Origin of the sequence: Inhella proteolytica, assembly GCF_016093275.1 — a bacterium.
Classification (GTDB): Bacteria; Pseudomonadota; Gammaproteobacteria; order Burkholderiales; family Burkholderiaceae_C; genus Inhella; species Inhella proteolytica.
This window is the reverse complement of record NZ_JAEDAK010000044.1, coordinates 1-1223: the sequence shown is the minus strand read 5'-3', so window position 1 is coordinate 1223 and position 1223 is coordinate 1. Positions and strand designations below refer to the sequence as shown.

1 protein-coding gene is annotated in these 1223 nt (G+C 67.5%); it reads right to left on the bottom strand.

Going from position 1 to position 1223, the window contains the following annotated elements; translation table 11 throughout:
• Positions 1–1223, bottom strand: a 1223-nt coding sequence (locus I7X39_RS22975) for a dihydrolipoyl dehydrogenase family protein (RefSeq protein WP_198113695.1), incomplete at both ends; no start/stop codon positions are given.

The window sequence follows — 1223 nt, the reverse complement described above, 5'->3', positions numbered from 1 at the left end:
CGCGCCGGCGGTACGTCCGTGCAACTGCCGTGCGCCACCTCGGCCGCCATGCCGATGCTCTCGCCCAGCGTGGGGTGCGGGTGGATGGTCTTGCCGATGTCCACCGCATCCGCGCCCATCTCGATGGCCAGTGCGATCTCGCCAATCATGTCGCCCGCATGGGTGCCGACGATGCCGCCGCCGACGATGCGGTGGGTCTCGGCATCGAACAGCAGCTTGGTGAAGCCCTCGTCGCGGCCGTTGGCGATGGCGCGGCCGGATGCGGCCCAGGGGAACAGGCCCTTCTCGACCTTGCGCCCCTCGGCCTTGGCCTGCTCTTCGGTCAGACCCACCCAGGCGACCTCGGGGTCGGTGTAGGCGACGCTCGGGATGACGCGGGCATTGAAGGCGGCACTCGCCAGCTTGGCGTCGCCCTTGAGTTCGCCGGCGATGACCTCGGCCGCCACATGGGCCTCGTGCACGGCCTTGTGGGCCAGCATGGGTTGGCCCACCAGATCGCCGATGGCGAAGATGTGGCGCTGGTTGGTGCGCATCTGCACGTCCACGGGGATGAAGCCGCGCTCCGACACCGCCACACCGGCCTTGTCGGCGCCGACCTTCTTGCCGTTGGGCGTGCGGCCCACGGCCTGCAGCACGAGGTCGTAGACGCCTTCGCTCTGGGTGCCGTCCAGGCCTTCGAACTGGACCTTGATGCCCTCGGGCGTGGCTTGCGCGCCGACGGTCTTGGTCTTCAGCATCACCTTGTCGAAGCGCTGCTTGTTCATCTTGTCCCAGACCTTGACGAGGTCGCGGTCGGCGCCCTGCATCAGGCCATCCATCATCTCGACGACATCCAGGCGGGCGCCCAGCGTGGAGTACACCGTGCCCATCTCCAGACCGATGATGCCGCCGCCGATGATGAGCATCTTCTTGGGCACTTCCTTGAGCGCGAGCGCGCCGGTGCTGTCGACGATGCGGGGGTCATCGGGCAGGAAGGGCAGGCGCACGGCCTGCGAGCCGGCCGCAATGATGGCGGCCTTGAAACGGATGGTCTTGTGGCTACCAGTCTTGTCCTGCGCGCTGCCGGTGGTCTCCTCGACCTGCAGATGGTGTGGGTCGAGGAAGCTGCCGTAGCCGCGCACCACGGTGACCTTGCGCATCTTGGCCATCTGGGCCAGGCCGCCGGTGAGCTTGCCGATGACCTTTTCCTTGTGGCCGCGCAGCTTGTCGATGTGGAGCTTGGG